21 protein-coding genes are annotated in these 21,031 nt (G+C 59.1%); 2 read left to right on the plus strand and 19 right to left on the minus strand.

From position 1 onward, the window contains the following. Positions 1-529: 529 nt before the first annotated feature. Positions 530-1,462: an AraC family transcriptional regulator gene (locus BVH01_RS11325; protein ID WP_075930404.1), complete on the plus strand. Its 933-nt coding sequence runs from the start codon at positions 530-532 to the stop codon at positions 1,460-1,462. Here BVH01_RS11325 and nhaA read toward each other — a convergent pair. The 17 genes from nhaA to BVH01_RS25180 form a co-directional block, all read right to left on the minus strand. Further along, positions 1,452-2,825 carry a Na+/H+ antiporter NhaA gene (gene nhaA / locus BVH01_RS11330; RefSeq protein ID WP_075930405.1) on the minus strand — a complete coding sequence of 458 codons (1,374 nt, stop codon included), beginning with the start codon at positions 2,823-2,825 and terminating at the stop codon, positions 1,452-1,454. The genes BVH01_RS11325 and nhaA overlap by 11 nt on opposite strands. Before the next feature lie 190 nt (positions 2,826-3,015). Then, positions 3,016-4,101 carry a polyamine ABC transporter substrate-binding protein gene (locus BVH01_RS11335; RefSeq protein ID WP_075930406.1) on the minus strand — a complete coding sequence of 362 codons (1,086 nt, stop codon included), beginning with the start codon at positions 4,099-4,101 and terminating at the stop codon, positions 3,016-3,018. Between the two features lie 257 nt (positions 4,102-4,358). After that, positions 4,359-4,607 carry a hypothetical protein gene (locus tag BVH01_RS11340; RefSeq protein WP_075930407.1) on the minus strand — a complete coding sequence of 83 codons (249 nt, stop codon included), beginning with the start codon at positions 4,605-4,607 and terminating at the stop codon, positions 4,359-4,361. A 947-nt stretch (positions 4,608-5,554) separates the two neighbouring features. Continuing rightward, on the minus strand, positions 5,555-6,073 hold the full coding sequence (locus BVH01_RS11345) for a type II secretion system protein M (protein WP_075930408.1): 519 nt from the start codon (positions 6,071-6,073) through the stop codon (positions 5,555-5,557). Continuing rightward, on the minus strand, positions 6,070-7,176 hold the full coding sequence (gene gspL / locus BVH01_RS11350; RefSeq protein ID WP_075930409.1) for a type II secretion system protein GspL: 1,107 nt from the start codon (positions 7,174-7,176) through the stop codon (positions 6,070-6,072). The genes BVH01_RS11345 and gspL overlap by 4 nt, the downstream gene beginning before the upstream one ends. 2 nt (positions 7,177-7,178) lie before the next feature. Continuing rightward, positions 7,179-8,153 carry a type II secretion system minor pseudopilin GspK gene (gene gspK / locus BVH01_RS11355; protein WP_075930410.1) on the minus strand — a complete coding sequence of 325 codons (975 nt, stop codon included), beginning with the start codon at positions 8,151-8,153 and terminating at the stop codon, positions 7,179-7,181. Beyond that, positions 8,150-8,908 (minus strand): type II secretion system minor pseudopilin GspJ, encoded by a 759-nt coding sequence (gene gspJ / locus BVH01_RS11360; protein ID WP_075930411.1) that lies wholly within the window; start codon positions 8,906-8,908, stop codon positions 8,150-8,152. Before gspJ ends, gspK begins: the two co-directional genes overlap by 4 nt. Then, on the minus strand, positions 8,908-9,297 hold the full coding sequence (gene gspI, locus BVH01_RS11365; RefSeq protein WP_075930412.1) for a type II secretion system minor pseudopilin GspI: 390 nt from the start codon (positions 9,295-9,297) through the stop codon (positions 8,908-8,910). The genes gspJ and gspI overlap by 1 nt, the downstream gene beginning before the upstream one ends. Next, positions 9,294-9,845, minus strand: coding sequence for a type II secretion system minor pseudopilin GspH (gspH, locus tag BVH01_RS11370; RefSeq protein ID WP_075930413.1), 552 nt, complete (start codon positions 9,843-9,845; stop codon positions 9,294-9,296). The genes gspI and gspH overlap by 4 nt, the downstream gene beginning before the upstream one ends. A gap of 6 nt (positions 9,846-9,851) precedes the next feature. After that, positions 9,852-10,238 (minus strand): type II secretion system major pseudopilin GspG, encoded by a 387-nt coding sequence (gspG, locus tag BVH01_RS11375; protein WP_070884678.1) that lies wholly within the window; start codon positions 10,236-10,238, stop codon positions 9,852-9,854. A gap of 48 nt (positions 10,239-10,286) precedes the next feature. Continuing rightward, on the minus strand, positions 10,287-11,504 hold the full coding sequence (gene gspF, locus BVH01_RS11380; RefSeq protein ID WP_075930414.1) for a type II secretion system inner membrane protein GspF: 1,218 nt from the start codon (positions 11,502-11,504) through the stop codon (positions 10,287-10,289). Beyond that, a complete protein-coding gene (gene gspE / locus BVH01_RS11385; protein ID WP_075930415.1) occupies positions 11,504-13,021 on the minus strand; it encodes a type II secretion system ATPase GspE in 1,518 nt (505 codons plus the stop codon). Before gspE ends, gspF begins: the two co-directional genes overlap by 1 nt. A gap of 193 nt (positions 13,022-13,214) precedes the next feature. Continuing rightward, positions 13,215-13,601: an ankyrin repeat domain-containing protein gene (locus BVH01_RS11390; protein WP_075930416.1), complete on the minus strand. Its 387-nt coding sequence runs from the start codon at positions 13,599-13,601 to the stop codon at positions 13,215-13,217. After that, positions 13,585-16,371 (minus strand): RHS repeat-associated core domain-containing protein, encoded by a 2,787-nt coding sequence (locus BVH01_RS11395; protein ID WP_075930417.1) that lies wholly within the window; start codon positions 16,369-16,371, stop codon positions 13,585-13,587. The genes BVH01_RS11390 and BVH01_RS11395 overlap by 17 nt, the downstream gene beginning before the upstream one ends. 18 nt (positions 16,372-16,389) lie before the next feature. Next, positions 16,390-17,880 (minus strand): DUF6531 domain-containing protein, encoded by a 1,491-nt coding sequence (locus tag BVH01_RS11400; RefSeq protein WP_083659460.1) that lies wholly within the window; start codon positions 17,878-17,880, stop codon positions 16,390-16,392. Then, the gene (locus tag BVH01_RS25085; RefSeq protein ID WP_075930419.1) at positions 17,835-18,389 is read right to left on the minus strand and encodes a hypothetical protein; all 555 of its coding nucleotides are present in this window, start codon (positions 18,387-18,389) and stop codon (positions 17,835-17,837) included. Before BVH01_RS25085 ends, BVH01_RS11400 begins: the two co-directional genes overlap by 46 nt. Before the next feature lie 104 nt (positions 18,390-18,493). Further along, on the minus strand, positions 18,494-18,595 hold the full coding sequence (locus tag BVH01_RS25180) for a hypothetical protein (RefSeq protein WP_371915592.1): 102 nt from the start codon (positions 18,593-18,595) through the stop codon (positions 18,494-18,496). 297 nt (positions 18,596-18,892) lie between these two features. Between BVH01_RS25180 and lepB the strand changes: the two genes are divergently transcribed. Next, positions 18,893-19,585, plus strand: coding sequence for a signal peptidase I (gene lepB, locus BVH01_RS11410; protein WP_083329715.1), 693 nt, complete (start codon positions 18,893-18,895; stop codon positions 19,583-19,585). Here the strand turns inward: lepB and BVH01_RS11415 are convergent. Beyond that, entirely contained in the window at positions 19,582-20,016 is a 435-nt protein-coding gene (locus BVH01_RS11415; protein WP_070884415.1) for a hypothetical protein, read from the minus strand. The genes lepB and BVH01_RS11415 overlap by 4 nt on opposite strands. A 15-nt stretch (positions 20,017-20,031) precedes the next feature. Next, positions 20,032-21,003: a hypothetical protein gene (locus tag BVH01_RS11420; protein WP_139317819.1), complete on the minus strand. Its 972-nt coding sequence runs from the start codon at positions 21,001-21,003 to the stop codon at positions 20,032-20,034. Positions 21,004-21,031: the final 28 nt, after the last annotated feature.

Raw genomic sequence — 21,031 nt, forward strand, 5'->3', positions numbered from 1 at the left:
TTTTCGGGCGAACGCGCCCTGCACCCGCGGTAATCGGGGTGAGCGTGTTCATGGGCGTTGGGGCTAGAAAATGGCGGCGCGCAACATCAGCTCGCGCGGCCGGGGCACGACGTTGGATGTGGGGGCGAATGGGCGGAGGGCCGTGAAACGGGGCGAAAAACCATCGAGCTGCACCTGTGATTGTTTTTGGATGAGATGTCGCTGTGCATGGCCCTTAAGGTGATCGTACAACCTTTGTAAATCAATATTTCCGTTAGATCGTTTTCTCCGGTGCCTTTCAGGTCGATTGAACCAGTCCAAAAAATCCTGCTGCACCGGGCTCCCCAGAGAATCTGTAAAAATCGGCTGAAAGTACTGCCCTAGAGCAGCCGAAGGCAAAAATACGCCCCGCCCATATTTTGGACAGACCCTCATGAGCAGCACGAAGAATTATCGTCGTGGCCAAGGCAGATCATCGTACAACCCGCTTGCCAGAGCGCTTCGTGAGCAGCCAATATGTTGCGAAACATTCTTGATAGAGAGCGGGTGGATGTCGTCACTGAGTCAGATTCCTACCTATTTCATGCAACAGCGTAGCGAGCTGACGGACTTCTATATCCGCGACAAGAGAGGCCGTCGCGCCGAAACCGCGCCCCACCGCCATGAATACTTCCAGGTGCAGATCAACCTGGGCGGCGACACCGTGCAGCATATCGGCAACGTCGAGCGCCCCTTCCCGCGCAATACCCTGGCGTTCATCCTGCCCCACCGGGTGCACGTGATTCCCCATCCGCCGGAAAGCAATTTCATCGTCATCAATTTCTCCCAGACCTTTCTGTTGCCGCACCTGCAGTGCGACCCGATGGATCTCGAAGACGTGTCCATTCTGCTGGCCCCGGAGCTGTCGCCCTTCCGCTTCCAGCAGTACCTGGACTTCACCCTGGACGATACCCATTTCGCCCAGGTGTGCGCATTGATCGAGCAGATGCGCGAGCTGGATGTCAGCCGTCAGTTCGGCGTACGGGAAATCCTCAAGGGCCTGATGCTGCAGCTGATCGGCCTGGTGTGCATGCTCTACGCCGAGCCGCTCAAGCAACTGGCGGAAAGCAACGCCGCCCAGGCGAGCCGGCGCGATGCGCTGGGGCGGATGTCCGAGTATCTGCGGCGCAATATCGCCGACCCGGACCTGAACCTGAAGAAGGTAGCGGCGGCCACTTACCTGTCGCCGAGCTACCTGACCCACTGGCTGCGTAAGGAGGTCGGCAAGACCTTCAGTGACATGGTGCTGGAACGGCGCATGCACGCCGCCCGCAACCATCTGCTCAACGGCAGCAAGCCGGTGGGCGAAGTGGCGCGGTTATGCGGCTTCGCCGACGAAGCTTACTTTTCCCGGCGCTTCCGGCAAATCCACGGCCTGCCGCCTGGTCAGTTTCGCCGCCAGCAGTTGAACCCGGACACACCGCAAATTCCCTTTACCGATTAGCTGCGCTGGCAACTTGAGCCGCACGCAGGCGACGTACGTAAAGCACGCCCCAGGTCAGCCCCACCAACGCCGAAGCCAGCGAGCCCAGCAGCACGCCGAGCTTGGCAGCAGCCAGCAGGTTGGCATCGGTGAAGGCCAGATTGGCGATGAAGATCGACATGGTGAAGCCGATACCGGCCAGCAGACCGATCAAGGCGACGCCGCGCCAGGACACGTCGGCCGGCAGGCGGCACAGGCCGAGCCTGACCATCAGCCAACTGACGCTGATCACACCGACCGGCTTGCCGACCAGCAGCGCGACGGCCACGCCGATCATCACCCAGTGCGAGGTGGCCGACGACAGATCGGTACCACCCAGGCTCACGCCGGCGTTGGCCAGGGCGAACAGCGGCATCAGGCCAAAGGTCACCCAGGGGTGCAGCGCCAGCTGTACGCGCACCACCGGCGGCAGCAGCTCGCGCTGGGCCAGGCGCAACTGACGCAACGTCTGGGCGGCCTCGTTGGACGCCACGGCAGTGCCGCTGTCGTCCTCCAGCTCACGGGCGATACGGCCCACGGCGTCACGCGGCACCTCACGGGTCGGCAGGCACATCACCGGCGTCATCAGGCCGAGGATCACCCCGGCCAGGGTCGGGTGCGCGCCGGTCATCAGCAAACCACCCCACATCAGCGCGCCCGGCAGTACATAGGCGAAAGCCGAGCCAATGCCGATACGCTGCAAACCGAGTACCGCCAGCGCACCGACTCCGGCCAGGGCAAAGCCGCTGTAGTTGAGCCCGTCCGAATAGAACAGCGCGATGAGGATCACCGCGATCACGTCGTCGATCACCGCCAGGGTCAGCACAAAGATGCGCACGCCCGAGGGAATGCCCTTGCCCAGCAGCGCCAGCAGGCCGACGGCGAAGGCGATGTCGGTCGCCGCGGGGATCGCCCAACCGTGCAAACCGGCCCCCTGTAGATTGAGGCTGGCGTAGATCAGCGCCGGCATGATCACGCCACCGCAAGCGGCCGCGATCGGCAACGACGCCTGGCGCAGGTCGGCCAGGGCGCCATCGTGCATTTCCCGGCGGATCTCCATGCCGACCACCAGGAAGAACAGAGTCATCAGGCCATCGTTGATCCAGAAATGCAGGGACTGGGAAAAGCCGAAGCTGCCGAAACCGAACGACACGGGCGCATGCCAGAGCGCGTGGTAGCTGTCGGCGTAAGGCGAATTGGCCCAGATCAGCGCCGCGGCGGTGGCCAGGAGCAGCACCACGCCACTGAAGGCTTCGCGATGCAAAAGGCTGCGGATGAAGTCGAAAGTGCGCTCGGCAAGATGCTGGGCACGGGGAAGATTCTGATGGGACGGGCGCGTTTTCATGGACGAACGGACTCCGCGCGGCGGCCCGACCAACGCAACAGACCTGTCTCACCGCACCATGCGGCTAACACCCGGCCGCCATCCTACACAGATGGTCGGCCCAGGCACCAGCCCTGCTGGCCACGGAACGGTGGGTCAGCAAGCGCTATGGCAGCGCCTGGCGATAAGCACCAGGCACCGTGAGCCTCAATCAGCGCCCGGTTTTGATCCGCGTCCACTCACGGGTGATGATCCGCTGGATCGGCGCGGGAAGGTCAGCGGACACGTAGAGCTTGGCGATCACCTCGTCTGCCGGGTAGATGCCCGGGTTGTCGCGCACGCTCGGCTCCAGCAACGCCGTGGCGTCCTTGTTGGGGTTGGCATAGCCCACATAATCGCTGACCGGGGCGATGACCTCCGGGCGCAGCAGGTAATCGATCAGCGCATGAGCGCCATCGGCATTACGTGCATCGCGTGGAATGGCGAGCATATCGAACCAGAGGTTGGCGCCCTCCTTGGGGATCACGTAGCGAATGTCCATCGATTTGCCGGCATCCTTGGCGCGACTCTGGGCCTGCATCACGTCACCGGAATAGCCGACCGCCACGCAGATGTCGCCGTTGGCCAGGTCGGCGATATAGCGCGACGAGTGAAAATAGGTCACCGATGGCGCCAGCTTCTGCAGCAGTGCCGAGGCCTTGGCATAGTCATCCGGCTCGTGGCTGTTGGGGTCCAGACCCAGGTAATGCAGCGCCTGGGGGATGATTTTCACCGGCGCATCGAGAAAGGCCACACCGCAGCCCTTGAGCTTGGCGAGGTTGGCTGGGCTGAACACCAGTTCCCAGGAATCCACCGGCGCGCCATCGCCCAGCACCGCCTTGACCTTCTCGGCGTTGTAGCCAATGCCCACGGTGCCCCACATGTACGGCACCGCGTACTTGTTGCCGGGGTCGGCTGCCTCCAGGCGCTGCATCAGGCGGGGATCGAGGTGCGACCAGTTGGGCAGCTTGCTGCGCTCGAGGGGCTGATAGACCTGGGCGCGAATCTGCTTGGACAGAAACTGGCTGGACGGCACCACCAGGTCATAACCCGAGTGCCCGGACAGCAGCTTGGCTTCGAGCATCTCGTTGGTCTCAAAGACGTCGTAGGCCACGGCGATCCCCGTTTCCTTCTCGAAGTTCTTCAAGGTGTCCGGCCCCATGTAGTCGGACCAGTTGTAGAAGTGCACCTGTTTGTCGTTGGCTTGGGCGTAGGAGCAGGCGACGAGGCTGAGACTGACGAACAGCAGCTTGTTCATGGTCGATCCTTGTTCAATGGGAGACGCTGACGTGCAACACGCCAGGCGTTTACGCGTTCTGCACGGCGACAGAGCGCGGCCCACCTGGCCAAGCAGAAGCTGTGCCAGGAGACTCAAGGTATGGGTCTAGCTAAAGAAATGAAAAATACAACGCGTGCCAAGCGGATCAGCTGCACCCAATCGTGAACGAACCACCCAGCGCTGCTGCGCGATGAGTCATCCGTAACACCGCAGTGTTGGCGACAAACCGGAAGCGCTCAGTCGCCGCCCCCGCCTCCTCCATCACCACCACCGTCCCCGCCGCCGACACCGTAATCGTCGGAGTAGCGGTTGTTATCGACGATGGTGCTGGTCGAGCCGCCGGAGTCGGAAGCCTGGCTTTTTCTGACTCGCTTGCGCCGCTTGGCGGTGAAGAACTGGTAGAGCACGCGCAGCGCGAGCGCTCCCAACACGAGCGCGTAGATCCACACGGTTATACCGTCATTCCAGTAGCTCTGAATGATCATCGTCGCCTCCTGCCAAGCATGCCGCCCGATCCTACGCCATGTCCCGCTCCCACGCGCAACGGTAACGTCGCTAGCTACGACCCGGCGTCACGGCGGTCGTTCCACGCCGCTCGCCAGGCTGGCTTGCTGATAAACTGCGAGGCCTACACGCAGGACTCCAACTGCGTACTCCAACCCGTACTGCCACACCTGGCGGCCACGCTCCGACACCTCTGCCCTGAGCCCGGCATCACAGATACCATGAGCCGACTGGAGCCGCTATGACGAGCGCAATCAGAAAGCCCGAAATACCCCTGAAAACTGCCGCGCCCCTAGCATCACGCCTTTTGCCCTATCCCGCCGCTTCTCCGTAACGCCGATGATGGATTGGACCGCTTTTTATTAGAAGGCCCGCAAGAATAAGGCTAGAGACAAAGCCCGAACATCTGTACCACTTTTGTACCGCCGAAGACCCTAGAATCAAGTTGAAGGATACCTGTGGTCACTAGGCTTGGCTGGTCAACCATCCATGGGGACCAAAGGTGCCGCCTACGGAACTAACGAAAGATACGCACCAACTGCGGATCGTCGCTAATTGGCCCGCCTGATCTGTGTGAAGAAACTGCGCTCGCGAACCGCCGGCGGGCCCCAGGTGTTAAGGGCCCAGCCGACATTAGCCTCACAACTAGCTCATTCGGCGGCGAAGGTCACCGAAGGATATTCAGTAGGTCTCGGATCAAGAAACCATGCTGTTGCATAAACAGTAACCAATGCAGCTAGTAAACAGGTAAAAACGATCTTGCCAGATCTCATGATGAATCCTTTCAAAGCAGGGCCGTCCTGGCCGTTTGATATCAGTTGCAATCGATACTTCAGCTAATACCGCCTCTCGCTCTAACTGGAGACACGCTGTTAACACCTCGGTATGTGCGCATCCCGACTTGCTGAAAGACTTGCTGCCCTAGAGCTTACTGTGCTGCCTGCAAAGTGACCCTGGCATCCACCCTGCCAGTATCTGCACGATCCAGATTAACGTCGCTCAGACGTACTCCCTTGCTTTGCAATTCGCTAAGCCATAGCAAAAGCGGCTCGAACGGCACCTTGGCCATGGATATCAATAGCCCGCTGCCGTCATTGTCCAGGCGCTCCAGGGGCAATCCCCGCTGTTGCGCAGTGGCGGTCACCAGTCCCTGCAACTGCTCCGGTTCGAGCGTCACTTTGGCACTGCCACGCTCTTGAACACGGGAGGCGTTTTCTTGGATGTAGGTGTATAGCACCTGCTGACTCTGGTAATACTCGCGGGCGCGGTCCAGACGTTTGATGACCGGTTGCCACACCATCACGTAGAGCAGCACCACAGCCAGAAACCCAGCCAGAACCGTCAGTGCCAGTCTTTCGCGCCTGGGCAAATGCAGCCACCGCTGAGCAAGGGGCGATTGCCGCAGTTGTGCCAAAGCTTGCTCTTTCCAGAGAGCTAATCCCTTCATGCACCACCTCCCAGCACTACACGCGCAGTGATGCCCTGCTCTTCACGGCTGGCCGAACCCAACTGGACCTTCAGCCCTCCTTCCACCAGGCGCTGGCGCAATTGCTCCAGCGCGGCGAAATCCTTGGCGCGCACCTGCAAGGCCAGATCACCACGCACCTGGCTGTAATCCACCTGCACCACCGACAATGGCGACTTGGCCTCGGCAATGGCACCGGAAGCCTGCTCCAGCATGTTGATGAACCCACCTTCGCTGCGCTGGCCCTGATTCAGGTGCTCGGCGAACTGAGCCCGGAGGTTGACGATGCGTTGATCCTCAGGAAATAGCTCCTTGTACAGCGCCACACTGGCGGCATTGTAAGCATCGCCCTGGCGTTCCAGCTGCCAGGCCTGAACCACGCAGAAGCCAACGTAGCAGACCGCCCACAACCCCAGCACACCAACGAACGGCCGCCAGATTCCCCAACCTTTGCTATCGCTACGCGGTGCGAATTCCCCCTGCGCGAGATCGACTGCGTGTACGCGCCCCTGAGCAAGCAACTGATAGGGCGCATCGCTAACGCGGGGCTGCAACAGAGTGCCGCAGAAATTGCGAAACTGTGGCCAGCGCTCTGCTGCGACGGCCAGTCGCGGCTCCAACTCACCACCGAGCAATATGCGCTCACCGAGTTGCAGAGCCTGTTCACCGTCGCGGGGTAACAGATCCGCGTCCAGATAGATGGCGGCAATATTCAGTTGCAGTGCCTGCAGCTCGTCCACCCAACTACCGAGCAAGGCACGGCGTATCGCAAATACCCGGTAGCGGCCATCGCCCGTCATTTCGCCAAGGGCCAGGTGAAACAGCTCGACCTCTTCGGCCAACAACTCTTCCACCGCGTATGGCAGTGCCTGGCGCATCCAGCGCGCCTTTTGCGTAGGCAAGCCGATCAGAAACGAGCTGGCCACTTCCATCGGCAGTACCAGCGCTACAGGTCGCCCTTCCAGACTCTGCGCGCACTCCACTACGGACAGCCATTGGCCGTCGCCATCTTCGCGCTGCCAATACATCAGGCTCTGCTCGCCCACTTCGTGGCCAACGGCTGTGGGCAAGAAAAGGCAGTCCATGGTCACTCTCCAGAAGGCTCGGCCGCCGGGCTCAAGTAGCCCGGCTGACCCATGTCTCGGCGCAGCACCCGCACCACGCCCTTGGGGTCGCGTTGCAAGGTACTGAGCAATACCAGGCGGCGGTCGCCCAGACGTACTTCGCTGCGCACCTGGTAATAGGCGCTGCCCAATCCCAGGCCGGCAGCCGTCACCCCGGTGCCGGCAAGGGCCGGCTGATCGAGGAAACTGCGTAAATCTTTGTAGCCCTCACGACCACGCCCGGCGAGAAGGCTCTGGGCCGAAGCAGGGTCCAGGCTGTCGCCGAGGCTGGATAGCACCACGGCACTGGCGGTGTTGACGTTGAGCGGCACCTTGCCTGGCAGCACCGCGACGTAGGGCAGCAAGCGGCGGTAATTCTGCTCGGTCATGCCCAGCAGCAGGCGTAGTTCGGAGATGTCCTGCATCTCATGGCCGGCGGTGCGATAGGGTGGCTGCATGAGCAGGTACTGATTGTCTTCCGCACCATATTCACCCGTGGGTTCCTGATCTTTGTCGAGCCAGTCCAACAGCCGCTCGGCATAGGGCTCGTCGATCTTCAAGCGCAGCAGCAGACGCTGGAAGCGTTTTACCGCCAGCTCATTGCGGCGCTCGTCCTGCACCAGGCTGTTGAGGTTGAAGCGCCCGGCAAGATCCTCGATGGAGACACCTATTTCACCACCGTCGATGGGGAAAACCGGGAGTGGTTTGGCCCAACTTTCCAGAGGGTGATCGATAGTGGCGCGAGGATCGACGCCCGGCGCCTTCAGGTCGCGCAGCAGCACCGCCTGCCCAAGCGCCTCGCCGCCCAGAGCGTACTGCCAGGCCTGGCTGATCGCCAACTGATTGCCGGCATTGCGGATCGACAATTGCTGACGGGCAATCAAGCCGGCGCACACCAGGGTGACGATGGTCACCACCAGCAATACGGTGATCAGGGCTACACCTCGCTGCCGTTTCACTGCGTGGCTCCGTTGCCGCCGATGGCACTATCGCCATCGCTCGGCTTCTCGGCCGGCACGGTACCGCCCTGCTCCTTCTCGCCCGGCTGTTCGCCAATGGGCGGCTGCACATTACTCTCTTCTTCCGCCATGGCCGGCTCCGGCAGGCGATACAGGCGGCTTAGCTCACCGTAATGGCGGTGCTCGATCTTCACTTCCAGGGCCAGGGGCATGCGCTTTTTCGCATCTTGTGCGTTGAGATTGCTCTGACTCGGCGGCCACTGCTCCTGCCACTGGCCCTGATCATCGAGAAACCGCAGGTTCATCGACTGCACACCGGTGAGCACCTTCTGCACCCGTGGCTGGCTATCGACCGCCTGGTCGAGCACGTTCCAATACAGGCGTTCCAGGGTTTCCCCAGCCAGGCGCCAGCGCACTCGCTGTACCTGGGCTCGCGCACCACCCAGCGGGTTGCGCCAGCCGTTGCGGCTGAACTCCAGCGCGGCATTGCCATCGCTGGCACCCAACTCGCCCAGCAGCGTGGCGCGCTCGTCACCATAGGCATCGCGCACGTTGCGGTTGAGAGTCTGGTTGATGTCGCGGTCCAGCGAGGCGAAGGCACGGCTCAGTTCACGCAGGTCGCGCTCGTGCTGACGGGTCGCCTCATCGGTCTTCAGCACGGTGGAAAGCATGCGGTAAGTACCCATGGCCAGCAGGGAAAAGATCGCCACGGCGATCATCATCTCCAGCAGGGTGAAGCCGCGCTGACGGCGCATCAGCTACGCACCACGAGAAAACCGACCAGGCTGTGCACCGAGCGCTCTTTCACCGGACCGCTGCTGCCGCGCTCGGCTTTGGGTGCCACCCATACAGTGACACGGCGCATGCCCTTGTCACTGGTGTTCTCCACTTCACTGTGGGTTTCCCATTCGCGGCCGCCGTACTCCAGGCTCTTGTCTTCACGGCCCTCGCCGGGCGTGGGGAACTTCAACTGCAGCTCGGTCACGCGGTTCTCGGCGATCCAGCCAGCCAGGGTCTTGGCCTCCAGTTGCTGGGCCACGATCAGGCTACGGCTGCTGGCGGTCAGCACCGAGGCGGCGACGGTAGCGAAAATCGCCAGGGCAACCAACACCTCGAGCAGGGTAAAACCGCGCTGACGGCTCATGGCCGATCATCCATATCGGCACTGGGCAACTGGTAGCCGTCACTCGCCAAGGCATAGGCATTGCCGCCAGCGCGACGCTCCTCGAGGCGCAGGCGGAACGGCGATAGCTCGCCGCTGGAGAGAATCAGCAGTTGCGGCACAAGGGGTTCTTTCTTTTCCTCGCGGTTGCTGGCCAAGCCGGACTGATCGTCCTGCACGTCAGGCTCGGGCAACTTGAGTGCCTCGCCGTCCAGCTCCAGAGTCAGGCGCAGGCTGGCCGGAGCACGGTGTTCCTTCTGGTTGTCGGCCTCACTCCAGGTACCGGAAAGGCTGTCATAGATCAGCACCTGATAACTTTCGGGCGTGACCCGCAGGCCGTATTCCTGACCATCGAGCACGGCCTCGTCGGCCAGCACACCGATCAGGGCGGCCAGACGTTCGGCTTCGTTACGCAACTCGCGGCTACCACTGCTGCTGCCGATGGACAGCACCGCCATGCTGACCATGGTGCCGATGATGACCAGCACCACCAGCAACTCGATCAGGGTAAAGCCGCGGACCTGGCGCATTTATGCTCAGTTTTCCCAGTTACCGATATCGGCGTCGCTGTCGGTGCCACCCTCTTTACCGTCAGCGCCCAGCGAATACAGGTCGAACGGACCTTTGGTGCCTGGGGCCAGGTACTGGTAGGGGTTACCCCACGGATCGACCGGCAGGCGTGCGAGGTAGCCGTCCTTGTTCCAGTTCTTCGGTGCCGGATTGCCGCTGGGCTTTTTCACCAATGCTTCGAGCCCCTGCTGGGTGCTGGGGTAGGCGAAGTTGTCGAGCTTGTACATGTTCAACGCGGCTGAAATCGCTTTGACATCACCGCTGGCGACGGTGATCTTGGCCTGATCCGGGCGGCTCATCACCTGCGGGACGATCAGCGCGGCAAGGATGCCGAGGATGACCACCACCACCATGATCTCGATCAGCGTAAAGCCCGCTTGCTTGAATCCTTTGTTCACGTGTCACCCCACGAGTTGGTTAAGAGAAAGAATCGGCAGGAGGATGGCCAGCACGATCACCAGCACCACCGCGCCCATGAATACCAGCATCAACGGCTCGAACAGCCCGACCAACATGGCGATGCGCGCGGCCAGGTCATTTTCCTGGTTACGCGCGGTGCGCGAGAGCATCTGGTCGAGCTCGCCGGACTTCTCGCCGCTGGCGATCATGTGACGCATCATCGGCGGGAATTCGTTGGTCTGCTCCAGGCTACGGGTCAAGCTGCCGCCCTCGCGTACCTTCTGCGCCGCCACCTGCACCTTGGCGCGAATGGAACGGTTGCTGATCACTTGGGAGGAAATACCCAGTGCATCCACCAGCGGCACACCGCTACGGGTGAGAATCGCCAGGGTCGAGGCGAACCGCGCGGTATCGGTGGCACGAGCCAGGCGACCAACCACCGGCAGGCGCAGCAACACGATGTGCCAGCGCAGGCGCGTAGCGTCCCGCCGCAACGCAGCGCGGGCCATCGCAGTGCCGGCCACGGCGCCGACCAGAAACAGCCAGCCCCAGTTCTTCACCAGGTCGCTGGCAGCGATCAAGCCACGGGTCAATGCCGGCAGCCGCTGGCCGGAGTCAAGGAACACCTTGACCACGTCCGGCACCACATAACCGAGCAGAAAGCCCACGATGATCAGCGAGGTGGCCATCAAGATCAGCGGATACAACAGCGCCAGCTGTACCCGTTGCCGCGACTGCTGACGCTGCTCGGTGTAATCGGCCAACTGCTCCAGAACCAGTGACAGATGCCCGGCATGTTCGCCCGCAGCCACCGTTGCTCGATACAGCTCGGGAAATGCGGATGGGTATTCCTTGAGGCTGTTGGCCAGGCTGTTGCCCTCCAGCACCCGGGAGCGTACAGCCAGCATCATCGCCTTAACCCGAGGCGTTTCACTCTGCTCGGCGACAGCCAACAGTGCTTCCTCGATGGGCATGGCCGCTTGTACCAGGGTCGCCAACTGCCGTGTCAGCAAGGCCAGATCGGACGCCGACAGGCTGCGCTGAAAGCTCCAGCCGGCGCCGCTGTTGCGCTCCTTGTGGCTGCGGGTAGGCTTCACATCCAGCGGCGCCAGTTGTTTATCGCGCAGCAGCTGACGCACCTGGCGGGCGCTGTCTCCTTCCATCACACCCTTGCGCTGCTGGCCCCGGCTGTCGAGGGCGATGTACTCGAAGGCGGCCATTACTCGTCGCGGCTCACACGCAGTACTTCTTCCACCGTGGTCACCCCGGCCAACACGTTGCGCCGGCCATCATCGCGGATGCTGGGGCCGCTGATGCGGGCATGACGGGTCATTTCCTGCTCGGAAGCGGCGTTATGGACCAGGGTGCGCATATGGTCATCGAAGACCACCAGCTCATAGATGCCGGTACGACCGCGGTAGCCGATCTGATTGCAGTGGCTACAGCCCTTGGCGTGGTAGAGGGTGGGCGTGGTAGCCGGGTCGATACCGAGCAATGCGCACTCTGCGGCGTCGGCTTGGTACGGCACCTTGCACACCGGGCACAGCGTGCGCACCAAGCGTTGAGCCAGCACGCCGAGCAGCGAGGATGACAGTAGGAACGGCTCGATGCCCATATCCACCAAGCGGGTAATGGCGCCGATGGCCGAGTTGGTATGCAGGGTAGAAAGCACCAAGTGGCCAGTAAGCGAAGCCTGTACCGCGATCTCGGCAGTTTCCCGGTCGCGGATCTCCCCCACCATCACCACGTCCGGATCCTGACGCAGGATCGCCCGCAGGCCACGGGCGAAGGTCATGTCCACCTTTGAATTCACCTGGGTTTGGCCGATGCCTTCCAGGTGGTATTCGATAGGGTCTTCCACGGTGAGGATGTTACGTGTGCCGTTGTTGAGGCTCACCAGGCTGGCATACAGGGTGGTGGTCTTACCGGAACCAGTGGGGCCAGTCACTAGAATGATGCCGTGGGGCTTGCGCACCACCTCTTCCATCAAATGCTGATCGCGCGGGCTCATGCCCAGATGAGTAAGGGTCAAACGCCCTGCCTGTTTATCCAGCAGGCGCAACACCACCCGTTCGCCATTGGCCGACGGCAGGGTCGACACCCGCACATCCACCTCACGCCCGCCAACCCGCAGTGAAATACGGCCATCCTGCGGCACGCGCTTCTCGGCGATATCCAGCTTGGCCATCACTTTGATCCGCGATACCAGCAAGCCGGCCAACTCGCGACGCGGCTGCACCATCTCGCGCAGAATGCCGTCGATCCGGAAGCGCACCACCAAGCGTTTCTCGAAGGTCTCTACATGGATGTCCGAGGCGTTTTCCTTCACCGCTTCGGAGAGGATGGCGTTGATCAGACGGATGATCGGCGCGTCGTCTTCCTGCTCCATCAGGTCTTCGGTTTCCGGCAAACGCTCCGCTAGGCTGGCCAGATCCATATCATCGCCCAGGCCCTCCACCATCTGCATGGCAGCGGACGAGTCCTGCTGATAGGCCTCACTCAACGCCTGGTCGAAGGTAGCGATATCCACTTCCGCTACATCCAACGGCAATCCTGCAAAACGTAACGCCTCCCCCACTGCAGGCAGCGACGCCCCCGGGCGATAAACCATGCGCGCCCCATCTGCCCCGAGATGCAACAACACCCCGTGACGCTTGGCAAAGGCGAACGGCAGGCGACGCAGCGCGACCGGTTCAACGGAAGCATCAGGCGCATCGAAGGAAGGAGAAACCGACATCGCACAATCCATGTGTAAACAGCGACGGGATCGCAGGCCCAAAAGCCCGGCAGGCAGCGCCAGTGGGGTACTGGCTATAGGATGGCAATTAAATCACAGGTTGGGGGGAGAATAGGTCGATCAATGCACATTGCCAATCGTCGCTAACGAGCCACTACGACCTAAAGACAGCTCGTAGCGGCTCGCATAGCCCTTAGCTAGCTCTTTGCTCAAGCAAATGAAGGATTTCCCTTTCGTCGAGCAGCTTGGCAAGTTGAGCAGCCGATACGCCATCATCGTTTACTGAATCAGGATCCGCCCCGTTAGTTAAAAGGTATTCGACAGCCGCTCTATGCCCCTGCTCGACAGCATTATGTAGGGCTGTATATCCATGCTCCCCTCTGCAATTGATGTCAGCTCCAGCACCCAGTATCAGGCGAATTTCGTTAATGTCACCCCGGCTTGCAGCAATGTGGACCGGTCTATCCCCGAACAAACTAAGGCTGTCGGCACTTGCACACTCCAGTCCACTAAACTCGGGAAGGCTCGAATACTCTTCCAGCAATCTAGAAACTTCCTCTTGATTAGCTACATTGCTCACCGCAAACCCTCCTAAGGAAATCCTTTAGATTTTCAATTGCCTGTCTAGTGTTATTGATCTCTATCACGTGGCCGACATCGTTATCGTTAAACCATTTCCTACTGAAGTTCTCACGTAAGGCCAAACACTGTTGAAGCCTTTGTAAATTAGCCTTAGCGTCTTCACATTGGTCCCCTGTTGGCGGTATCGGAGTCTTGCAAATTCGGCTGTATTCCTTACGTTCCCTAGCCTTTTCAGCAGCACTCCCTGGGCTCGCACTAGCTGACGGACTGCCATCCTCACCGGCCTCGTTTTGATAAGCGTTCCAAGCAGCATTTGCCCCCCAGGCCCCGACCCCAAGACCAATCAGTCCCCCGACCAGTGCGCCTGGAGGTCCGCCCACAGCCAAGCCAGCCCCCGCGCCTGCTGCAGCTGTAGGGCTTAGCCCTTTGGGATCAGTCAACCCCAATGGATTTGATGCAACATAGGCGTAAGTGTTTATGCCACCACCCAATCCAATTGGATCACTTTCGACGTAGCGCCCCGTCTCGGGGTCGTAATCGCGGAAGTAGTTGTAGTGCAGCCCGCTTTCACCGTCGTAATACTGCCCCGCGAAGCGCAGGTTGATGGCCTGCAGGCCGCTGTTCGGCGCGCTAACCGCATCGCCCTCACCAAAAGCATCCGAGGCCCAACGCCAGATTTCTTCACCCGCCTGGTTGGTGGCCAGACGCGGGGTGTTGAGATGGTCCGCGTGCAGGTAGAAGCGCGTGCTGCTCGCCACTGCCCCACTGGCGTTATACGTCAGCGCCAGGCCGCCGATCGGTAGGCTGTCGAGCCACAGATAGTACTGGCTACTGAGCTTGACGCCAGTCGAGCCGTAGCGGGTCTCGCCCAGCAACTGACCATCCGGGCCATAGAGGAAGGTGGTCACGCCGTCGCTGGTGAGCTTGTGGGTCCGTTGCCCGAGGGCGTTATAGCGGTACTCCGCTACTTGGCTGCCATTGACCTTGACCTTGGCCAGGCGGCCTTGAGGATCGTATTCCAGCTCGCGGGTTGCGCGATCCTTGGTCAGATTTCCCGCTGCATCGCTGCTGACAGCCTGGCCGTCGATCAGGGTCAGGCGGTTGCTGTTAGTGGCGTAGCTCAAGGTGGTGGACGTACTGTTCTGAGCCTGGCCATTGGTCAGCGGGGTTACGGTCTTGCTGACTCGGTTTCCGACGGCATCGTAGGCGTATGCCTGGCGACGCGTGGCCTGCTCTTCCTGGGTCAGGCGATCGAGCTCGTCGTAACCATAGAGCAGGTCACCAAAGATGCCGCCCTGCAGGCTTTCGATATTGCTGTTGGCATCGTAGCCATAGCTGGCTTGCCAGGGGCCGACGCTTTGTTGAGTGAGACGGTAGTCCTGATCATGGCTGCGCAGGAGTGTCAGGCCATTGGCCCAGCTCAGGCTCTTGAGCGGGCCGAACGGCAGGTAGCTGATATCGCTGGCGAATGGGCTGGGCGGCTGCGGGTTCTGCGCCGTGGTGACACCTGTAACTTGGCCTGCGCTATTGCGCGAATACGCGACGCTGATACCGCCGGGGTAATCGATACGGACCAACTGATTGGCCGTGTCGTAGGCATAGGTCAGGTTGTCGTAAACGTCATTGCCGGCCACGTCGACGGAGCGAACCTGTTCGATCAGGTTGCCGCGGGCGTCGTAGACATAACCGGTAATGCCGCTGGCATCCTGGATGGCTGTCAGCCTGCCGATACCGTAATTGCCTTCGGCGGTGATGTCGTAGTGGTACTGGACATTCAGTGCAGGACTGGCCGGATACTGGCGGCCGGTCAGTCGATTGAGCGCATCGTAGGTGTAGGTGGTCTTTACACCCCGGGCATCGGTCTTGCTGATGACGTTACCAGCCGCATCATGGGTGTAGGTGGTGGTTCCACTGTCCGGGCTGATCAGTTTGGTCAGGTTGCCGAGGCCGTCATATTCATAACGGGTGGTTACGCCACGCGGATCAACAACCTGAGTCAGGTTGTCCTGCGCATCGTAGGTCATGCCGGTGACACCCTCGAGCGGATCCGTGCTGGATACCAGGCGATTCAAGGCATCGTAGGCGCTGTTGGTGTCGTGCTGTTTGGGTGTACGGCTCAGCGTCGGATTATCGTTGAGGTCGTAGCCATAGCGGTGTGTCTGCCCTTCCGCACCGACCGCACGCAGCAAACGCCCCAGTTCGTCATAGGCCCAGGTCTGTTGTTGCGCCAAGGTGCCAGAGGCATCCTTAATACGCTGCGAGGTGCGGTTACCCATGGCGTCATAGCTGTAGTCGACAACCTCACCGAGGTTGTTGCTTATCTGGGTCAACCGGCGGGCGGCACTCCAGGTGTAGGCCAACCAACTGCCGTCCCCTCGGGTTACCTTGGTGATCTGGCCAATCGCATCGTGCTCGAAACGGGTACTGGCGCCGGAAACACTGGTCGATGTCAGCCAGCCCTGAGGGGCGTAGGTCAGGATGGTGGTCACACCATTGGCATCCACCAGTGTTTGAGGATTGCCGTAATTGTCGAAGTTCGACAGCTGGGTGGTGTGGCCAAGCGCGTTGCTGACTTGGGTTAGCCGACCCTGGCTGTCGTAGCTGTAGGTGGTGATGTCATTGACATCGGTCCGCGGCCCATTGGCCGTTTCGATCAGACCAAGGTCGTTGTAGGTGTAACTCCAACTGCGCTCAGCAGCATGCCCAGCTGTAGCCAAGCAGGAAGCCAACGCAACAGCCAGCAGGCTTGCGCGATGCAAGGTTTTCATTGATCAGGTCCTTCTGAATTAACGGTTTTCGAAGGTTCGACTGAGCTGTCTTCCCTGGTCGTCATATTGGTAACGCGTAATGCGGTCTGAGTCGGTAACTGCCAGCGGCAAATACAGTGATGGATGCCACTCGGTTGTCACTGTGCGCGCTTGCGCCGTGCCACTCGCCTCGGTTCGAGTGACCTCTAGGCCGCGCTCGTTGTAGTCGTAGGTGGTGACGACACCCTTGTTATCGGTCTTGGTTTTTAGTAGACCGCGATCATCGTAGGTAAAGGTGGAATTGCTACTCGGGCAATTCGGCGAAGGTTCTCCCTCGATCGCCACTACTTTTTTAATCCCATTGACTATCTGATACTGATAGTTTGTGACTTTACCTAAGGAATTAGTAACGCTGGTGGAACCATCAGCGTTATACGCAACACTTGTGTGATCAGCTCCATCCGCATGACCACTGGAAATTGCCCGCCCTGAAGCGTCATAAGTCCAGGTTGCATACCGCTCACCGTCCTCGTCAATGATGCCGGTTAAAAATCTAGAGTACATTTCATTTTCGTACAAAAAACTCCGTTTAGTAATTGAGCCAGCCTGATTCTTTTGAACACCTAGAAGCCGCCAATCACCGTCGTAAGAATACTCAACCTCCAGACCTTGAGCACTTAGAGTAAGCGGCTGGTATTTTATATCTTGTGTAAATGTTAACTGCTCCCCAACATCACTCGTCACCGTCACATTATTGGCTGAATAAACGAGCGAAACTGAACGCGCATTAGGAGAGCGCATCTCTACCAACCTGCCTTGCGAGTCGAACTGATAAATTTCCTGTAGCTCATTCGAGTAGATCCAACGGTCGCCGATCAACTCAAGCTTCCCACGTTCATCTGCCTCCGGCGTTGTGGTGGTACCCGACAACGAGAACAACCTCTCCCGACCATCGGCTTGTATCAGGCGTATGGAATTAGCCGTCAGAACCAATCGATGAGAATAAGTATGCCGCCAGTAGCCGTTGAAACTGTTATAGAAGCGGGCAAAACTCAGATTAGGAGATACGGCACTGACATAATCAACTTCAGCCTGGTACTTATTGCCAACAGCCACATTGATCGGATTACCCTGGCAGGATTCTGGGGGAGGTGCACCATTATTTTTTGACTGAATGAGCTCTGGTTCATAGGAGATAGTCACGGTATCGCTTGCCGAGCAGCCGCCCACGCTTCCTCTAACAAAAAGAAAGTTCAGTCCCGGCCGCAGAGTAACCCCAACACCTCGGCCCTCTAAGAACGAAACAGCCGCGGTAAATGAACCTGAATAATTGAAAAAGCTGGAGCCATTAAGGGTCGCCGTTACAGTGCCAAAGTCGCCCTCGGTTGCGCTTGCGCCGCCCTGACCATAGACAGTAATGCCCGGGCTGCGGACAGTCGCCCCATCACCAGGCGAGGTGAAACTTAATGTGCAAGCTTCAGAGGCTATTGGGGTGAAGCCAATGGCCAGTGCCAGTGGTAGATAACGCATGCATCCATTCTCCTTGCGTAGAGGTCTCTCACTCCCATGAGAGACGGCAAGGCACTCAATAGCAAAGCTGGAAGAGAATCCCTACTCACCCGAAACAATAAGAAAAGAAACGGTCTACTCTTCCGAATAAATTTGAAATAGCTCACGTTTTCTGATGTCGCCGACAACCCCTGCCACATAGCTGTAACGACAGCCTGACAACGCTTCTCGGCAGATTCTAGCTTGGCAACGACCTTGATCCACGACGCCAGCAAGCGGGCCAACTCGCACCGCGGCTGGACCATCTCGCGCAGCATGCCGTCGATGCAGAAGCGCGCCACCAAACGTTTTATCGAAAGTCGCCACATGGATGTCCGAGGCGTTTTCCCTCCCGCTTCGGAGAGGAGCGCCTTGATCAGGCAAATGATCGGCGCATCGTCCTCCTGCTCCAGCAGGTCTTCGGTTTCCGGCAAACGCTCCGCGAGGCTGGCAAGACCCATGTCATCACCCAGGCCCTCCACCATCTGCATGGCAGCGGAAGAGTCCTGTTGCTAGGCCTCGCTCAACGCCTGAGCGAAGGTAGCGATATCCACTTCTGCTACATCCAGCGGCAACCCTGCAAAACGTAGCGCCTCTACACCGCAGGCAATGACGTCCCCGGGCGATAAACCACACGCGCCCCATCTGCCCCTAGGTGCAACAAGACCCCGCGGCGCTTGGCAAAGGCGAACAGCACGCAACCGGCTCAACGGAGGCATCAGGCGCATCGAAAGAAGGGGAAACCGACATCGCACAATCCATGTGTAAACAGCGACGGGATCGAGGGCCAAGAGCCCAGCAGGCAGCGCCAGACGGGTGCTGGCTATTGGATAGCAATTAAATAGCAGGTTGGGGGGGGAGAATTCGTGCGGGGGTGCGCAGAGAGGAACGCAGTTTGGCGGGAGTACCAGTGCTAAGATGGATCGCACACGCAGCGGGATAGAAATCCAGTAGATTGCTCCAGCCCCCAAGACTCAGATGTTCTGTCACAACCATGCTGCAGCGATCACTCACCTTTGTGCTCAACGTATTTCTTCCCGGTGCAGGTTTTGCCTACTGCGGCCGTCCTGCGCTGGCGCTGATGTTTCAACTGGCGTTTTACCTTGGACTGACTGGGCTCGTGCTGAGCCGCCTGCTACTGTGCCCCATCGGCTGGCACCTGCTCGCAGGCTTGGTTGCAGTGCTGGTCACTATCGGTGCCGCTTGCAGCCTTGGATATCTAACAACCCTGGGATCGCTGAAAAAGCGTCTGCTGACATTGTTCACTTTTGTCCTACTCAGTGCCGCTGGCCTAACCTTAACTTTTTTCTACAAAGTAACTTTACTGGGCATCCAGGTGTACTTTGTGCCCTCACCCTCCATGACTCCCACCCTGGAGCCTGGCGATTTCATTCTGGTAGACACTTGGGCCTACCACACCAAGCCGCCTCTGACCGGCGACATAGTGGTGTTTCAGTATGGAGAAGACTTCGCCGTGGTCAAACGCAGCGCCGATTGGCCGGGTAGCGAAAATGCGGTGAAAGACGGGCAGCTATACGTGCTGGGGGACAATCCAGCTCTCAGCACGGACAGTCGCAAGCTGGGAGGTATCGACCTCAACAAAGTCAATGGGCGGGTCTGTTTGAAGCTAGTGAGTTGGTCAGCTAGCGATGAAAGCTGGCATTGGCGCCTGAAGACGGTTAACTAAATTAGCTGAGGATCTATTTCTTCGATCAACTGCCGGATGCTGAAACCGTCGGCACCTTTGACCAAGGCGTAAAGACGGCAATGTAAAACCCCACCCTCGACACTGGCGCGCATTACCCCGGGCCTGCTATTGCCTTGAAGGTCCAGCACATAATCACCAGGACGTTGCTCGAAATAACTACCTTCTTGAACGAAAGGCACCAGTTGCACGAAACTATCCCAATTCATTGGCTCGTCGGGATCGTGCGTAAAAGCCAAAAAATCGGCTGATTGCCCAACGCACCCCCAATTGTTCAACAGCATGCATTCGATCAGATTCTCTGCAGGCCCAAGATCATCATCGCCTGAATAATCGAGGGCAACTAGTAGGGCTGAAATTTGGGAACAGTCGATGGTGATCATCGAATTACCGTTACGCACGTCATCGCCCATCAGGCAGCCCTCTATTCACTCAGATAAACGAACCTTGCTCAGAAATGACGAGCCGTTCAGTACATAATCATTTGACCACGGATTCTGGATATCCAGGCCTCCCGCTTTGATATGAGCCCATGCCTCTTTAAAGGCCGGAGTGAAATCTCGGGAGTCAAACATATAGATCATTTCCTGTACAAAATGAGTACGTGGTGTTTCACCTTCAGCGGCCTGATCGAAATGGTATATCCGGTAGAGCGCCACCAGAAATAGACTGGTAAACCGCTCGGATGGAATCGACGCAGTAGCGGCTTGAGCGTACCAGCTTTCGCGCGGCTGCGGGTACTGAAACAGCATATCCATAGAACCAGCATTTAGAGGAAGCGGTAAGGTGAGCCAACGACTCAGTGTCCACAGTAGATCATGGTCAAGCACGGGCAACATCATTTCCTTGCGCTCGCCAGGCAGCTTAAGCGTGCGCTGAGAAGCCTCAGGCCAAAGTAGCGAAAAAAACTTTTCGTTATTGCCTTCGGTTTGTAGCACCAACTTTTTATATATGATGAAAGGAGGCTTATTGCCCACCGGTGGCAACGACTCCAACTTATCAACAAGGTGCGGTAGCTCTTTGGCGATGACTTCCTCTCGAGCGACCACAAAGCCACCCGTCGAACTGATCAAGGAGCCAATCGTCAACAAATCACCCATACCTTGAAGTACGTCGCGGGCTCGGATACAGGGCGCATTCAGATACAACTCACGCTGCGCACGCAAAACCTGCTCATCACGGCTTGGGTGCAAATAGAGAAACAACAGCAGATTGAGCGGACTGTCCTCATCGTCCAGGTGCTTTTGCCAATCCGGCAGCATGCCTTTCATGAAATAGCGCTTGCTGATCGCTTTGCACTTTTTCGGTTGAGACAGGCCCTGCAGCAATATTTCAACCTGTTGCCAGGCCTGCTCGCGCTCTGCCACCCAGGTTTTGTCCTTGGTTTTCCAGTAGCTCAAGTCAAATCCAGCGAACGAATTCCCGCTC

Origin of the sequence: Pseudomonas sp. PA1(2017), assembly GCF_001945375.1 — a bacterium.
Lineage (GTDB): Bacteria > Pseudomonadota > Gammaproteobacteria > Pseudomonadales > Pseudomonadaceae > Aquipseudomonas.

Bases quoted from the DNA above. Each gene is read 5' to 3' on its own strand.
- BVH01_RS11395 (WP_075930417.1), bottom strand. From the start codon at position 16,371: ATGAAAACCTTGCATCGCGCAAGCCTGCTGGCTGTTGCGTTGGCTTCC.
- BVH01_RS11415 (WP_070884415.1), bottom strand. From the start codon at position 20,016: ATGGGCGATGACGTGCGTAACGGTAATTCGATGATCACCATCGACTGT.
- gspJ (WP_075930411.1), bottom strand. From the start codon at position 8,908: ATGCGCCGTCAGCGCGGCTTCACCCTGCTGGAGATGATGATCGCCGTG.
- BVH01_RS11340 (WP_075930407.1), bottom strand. From the start codon at position 4,607: ATGATCATTCAGAGCTACTGGAATGACGGTATAACCGTGTGGATCTAC.
- gspE (WP_075930415.1), bottom strand. From the start codon at position 13,021: ATGTCGGTTTCTCCTTCCTTCGATGCGCCTGATGCTTCCGTTGAACCG.
- BVH01_RS11345 (WP_075930408.1), bottom strand. From the start codon at position 6,073: ATGAAGGGATTAGCTCTCTGGAAAGAGCAAGCTTTGGCACAACTGCGG.
- nhaA (WP_075930405.1), bottom strand. From the start codon at position 2,825: ATGAAAACGCGCCCGTCCCATCAGAATCTTCCCCGTGCCCAGCATCTT.
- lepB (WP_083329715.1), top strand. From the start codon at position 18,893: ATGCTGCAGCGATCACTCACCTTTGTGCTCAACGTATTTCTTCCCGGT.
- BVH01_RS25085 (WP_075930419.1), bottom strand. From the start codon at position 18,389: ATGCAGATGGTGGAGGGCCTGGGTGATGACATGGGTCTTGCCAGCCTC.
- gspH (WP_075930413.1), bottom strand. From the start codon at position 9,845: ATGCGCCAGGTCCGCGGCTTTACCCTGATCGAGTTGCTGGTGGTGCTG.
- gspF (WP_075930414.1), bottom strand. From the start codon at position 11,504: ATGGCCGCCTTCGAGTACATCGCCCTCGACAGCCGGGGCCAGCAGCGC.
- gspL (WP_075930409.1), bottom strand. From the start codon at position 7,176: ATGGACTGCCTTTTCTTGCCCACAGCCGTTGGCCACGAAGTGGGCGAG.
- gspG (WP_070884678.1), bottom strand. From the start codon at position 10,238: ATGGTGGTGGTGGTCATCCTCGGCATCCTTGCCGCGCTGATCGTCCCG.
- BVH01_RS11325 (WP_075930404.1), top strand. From the start codon at position 530: ATGTCGTCACTGAGTCAGATTCCTACCTATTTCATGCAACAGCGTAGC.
- BVH01_RS11400 (WP_083659460.1), bottom strand. From the start codon at position 17,880: ATGCGTTATCTACCACTGGCACTGGCCATTGGCTTCACCCCAATAGCC.
- gspI (WP_075930412.1), bottom strand. From the start codon at position 9,297: ATGAGCCGTCAGCGCGGTTTTACCCTGCTCGAGGTGTTGGTTGCCCTG.
- BVH01_RS11335 (WP_075930406.1), bottom strand. From the start codon at position 4,101: ATGAACAAGCTGCTGTTCGTCAGTCTCAGCCTCGTCGCCTGCTCCTAC.